This window comes from Binatus sp. (SeqCode) (assembly GCF_035272065.1).
Taxonomy (GTDB): Bacteria; Desulfobacterota; Binatia; order Binatales; family Binataceae; genus Binatus.
This window is the reverse complement of sequence record NZ_DATEQZ010000079.1, coordinates 1-3,208: the sequence shown is the minus strand read 5'-3', so window position 1 is coordinate 3,208 and position 3,208 is coordinate 1. Positions and strand designations below refer to the sequence as shown.

At 61.3% G+C, this 3,208-nt stretch carries 3 protein-coding genes; all 3 read right to left on the bottom strand.

Annotated elements, in window-relative coordinates; genetic code table 11:
- A partial coding sequence (locus tag VJX68_RS14750) for an ATP-dependent helicase (RefSeq protein ID WP_324096475.1) occupies positions 1-1,526 on the bottom strand: 1,526 nt, incomplete at its 3' end.
- Positions 1,527-1,683: 157 nt separating this feature from the next.
- A complete protein-coding gene (locus tag VJX68_RS14745; protein ID WP_324096474.1) occupies positions 1,684-2,019 on the bottom strand; it encodes a hypothetical protein in 336 nt (111 codons plus the stop codon).
- A 93-nt stretch (positions 2,020-2,112) separates the two neighbouring features.
- Positions 2,113-3,144 (bottom strand): phosphate ABC transporter substrate-binding protein PstS, encoded by a 1,032-nt coding sequence (gene pstS, locus VJX68_RS14740; RefSeq protein WP_324096473.1) that lies wholly within the window; start codon positions 3,142-3,144, stop codon positions 2,113-2,115.
- Between the last annotated feature and the right edge of the window lie 64 nt (positions 3,145-3,208).

Here is a 3,208-nt window from a genome sequence, read left to right as displayed (position 1 = left end):
GGCAGATAGTATTCGAGAGTCATCGCGATCTGCTCGGGCGGCCGTTTTTCACCAGCGCGCAATTCCGCCAGCAATGTACCGAGCCGCTTGAGGCCGCCTTCCGCACCGCCGCGCGCCTTCTCCGCAAATTTCGCGATTGCCACCGCCGGATCATTGGTTGCGACGAGCGAGTCGATAGTCCTCTCCGCCGTGCGATGGCCGATCCCCTTGACCAGCGTGAGCACCCGCAGCCACGACACCGCGTCGGCCGGATTCGCGATCACCCGCAAATGCGCCAGCACGTCCTTGATATGCGCCGTCTCGATAAACTTGAATCCGCCGCGCTTGATGAACGGGATATCGCGGCGCTGCAGCTCGAGTTCCAGATCGAAGGAGTGAAAACTCGACCTGAACAACACCGCGATCTCGCTGAGCTCGACGCCCTCTTCGCGCAGCTCGAGAATGCGCTGCGCGACGAATCGCGATTGCATATGCTCGTCCTGCGCGCGCACCAGGAACGGCCGAAAGCCGCCCTCGCGCTGTGTGAACAGCGCCTTGGTGTATTTCTCGCCGGCGCGCGAAATCACGTCGTTGGCGACGTCGAGGATTCCCTGGATCGAGCGGTAGTTCTGTTCGAGCTTGACGATTTTCGCGCCCGGGAAAATCGCGGGGAAATCCATGATGTTGCGGAAATTCGCGCCGCGAAACGAATAGATCGACTGCGCGTCGTCGCCGACCGCCATCACGTTGCGATGATTCATCGCGAGCAGCCGCACCAGGTCGGCCTGGATCAGGTTGGTGTCCTGGTACTCGTCGATCATGATGTAGCGGTAGCTGTCCGACAGCCAGCGCCGCACGTTCTCATGCTGTTCGAGCAGCTCGGCCAGCCGATACAGCAGGTCGTCGTAGTCGAGCAGCGCGCGCTCGCGCTTGTAGCTCTCGTAATTCTTCGCGAGCTCGAGAATTTCCGTCTGATGCTCGCCGAGATGTGGAAAATCGATCTCGATTTCCTCTTCGAGCGCGCGCCGCTTGTTGCGCGCCATGCTGATGGCCTCGGCGATCGTGCTCTTTTTCGGAAACCGGCGCTCGCGCGACGCGAGCCCCATCCGCGTCCGGATCAGGTTGACCACGTCTTCCATATCGGAGCGATCCAGGATCGTGAAGTTGGGCTTGAGACCCATCGGCGCGCCCATCCGGCGCAACACATTATTGGCAAAGGAATGAAACGTGCCGCCCGCGACGGCACCCGCGCGATCGCCGACCAGCTGCTCTGCCCGACGCAGCATCTCCTGCGCCGCGCGGCGCGTGAACGTCAGCAGCAGGATCGCGCCCGGCGGCACGCCGCTCTCGATCAACCGCGCGACGCGATAGATCAGCGTGCGAGTCTTGCCCGAGCCCGCGCCCGCGACGACCAGCAGCGGGCCGTCGCGATGCGTCACGGCGGCAAGCTGCGCGGGATTCAGCAGCTCGGCGTACTTGATTTTGAAGTTGCTCTCGTCGGCCGGTGTCGCCGGCTTTTCGCGCAGGTAAATTACCTTGTCGGCCACGTCAGCGCGATCTTACCACGCCGCGCACCGCGATTACCTACGGCAGCATCGGCCCGCTGCCTGATGGGGTCTGCCCACCGTTTCTGTAGATACCCTGCATCGTCTTGTTCCACAGTTGATCGGGACTGTTGGGCGATTGCGAACCCGGCGCGGCTGCCTAACCTTGCGCCGCCCCGCGCATGTCTTCGACGTGCGGATCGAGCAGGATCTGGTCGACCATGTTGACGCTCGGATCGTTCAGGTACGCGGTCGCGATTCGTTCCGCGTCGTTGCGCCCGAACTGCGTCGCCACAAACCCTGTGAGTATCAGTTGCTTGCTGCCGCCGGGCGAGGTCGAGAACTGCGCTGTGACCATCCGCAGCTCGTTCATGTGGAGATACCTGGTGAGCGCGTCGCTGGTGCCCTGATCGATCACGTAATTCTGCGCCAGCACAATACTGCACGTCCCGATCACCGCGATGATTGCCGAGACCAATGCTTGCATTCGTCGCATCACAGCCTTCGACCATATCCGACGCGCTCGCAAAAAAGAAAACGCGGGCACCATCGCCGGCGCCCGCGCTCCTTACTGCTTGCGATTCCCTCGTTATGGAATCTGTATCTCCTGAATCTGTGCCGTCTCCTTCTGCACGACCTCCGCCGGTAGCGGCGCGTACTGAAGCGACGGTGCCAGCGTCTGTCCCTCGGTCAGCGCCCAGCTCAGGAATTTCTTGATTTGCTCGCCGACATCCTTGTTGGTCTGCTTCTGGTAAACGAGCAGCCATGTGAACGACGAGATTGGGTACGCGCCTGCGCCCGGCGCGTCCGTGATCGACACGCGAAAGTCTGCCGGCATATTACCCGATGCCGAGGCGGCCGCCGCGGTGACTCCTGCCAGGCTGGCCGTCACCCAGTTGCCGGCCTTGTTCTGGATCTGGGCGAACGGGATTTTGTTATTGAGAGCATAGATCAATTCGATGTATCCGATTGCGCCGGGCGTTTGCTGAATCAGCGCCGTCACGCCTTCATTGCCCTTGCCGCCGAGCCCGGTTGGCCACTTGACCGAGGTTCCCCTGCCCACATCCGACGCCCAGCTCGGGCTGACCTTCGATAAGTAGTCGACGAAAATGTAGGTCGTGCCGCTGCCATCGGATCGATGGCATACGACGATGTCCTGCGAGGGAATCGAAACGCCGGGATTCAGCGCCTTGATCTTGTCGTCATCCCACTTCGTTATCTTGGCCGAATAAATGTCCGCGATCACCGGACCCGTCAGGCGCAGGGTGCCGGTGAAGCCGGGCAGATTGTATGCGAGCACGTCGGCGCCCATCACTGACGGGAAGTGCAGAATTTTTCCCGGCGCGTCCGAGAGCTGCTGATCGGTCATCGGCGCGTCGCTCGCGCCAACATCGACGGTGCGGTTCGAGAGCATCCTGATTCCGCCGCCCGAACCGATCGATTGGTAGTTGAACTTCATGCCCGGATTCTCTTTCGCGTACACGTCGAACCACTTGGAATAGATCGGGTACGGGAACGTCGCGCCGGCGCCATTGACCAACATATCGGCAAATCCGGAGCGGCCGATTCCCGCGATCGCCAGGACCACAAAAAGAGCCAAAATTAGTCGTCGTTTGAGCATCGTTTGAACTTGCCTCGAAGTTAGTCGTGTCCGTTCCGCGGATCTGAATGCGGCGCGCAAAACC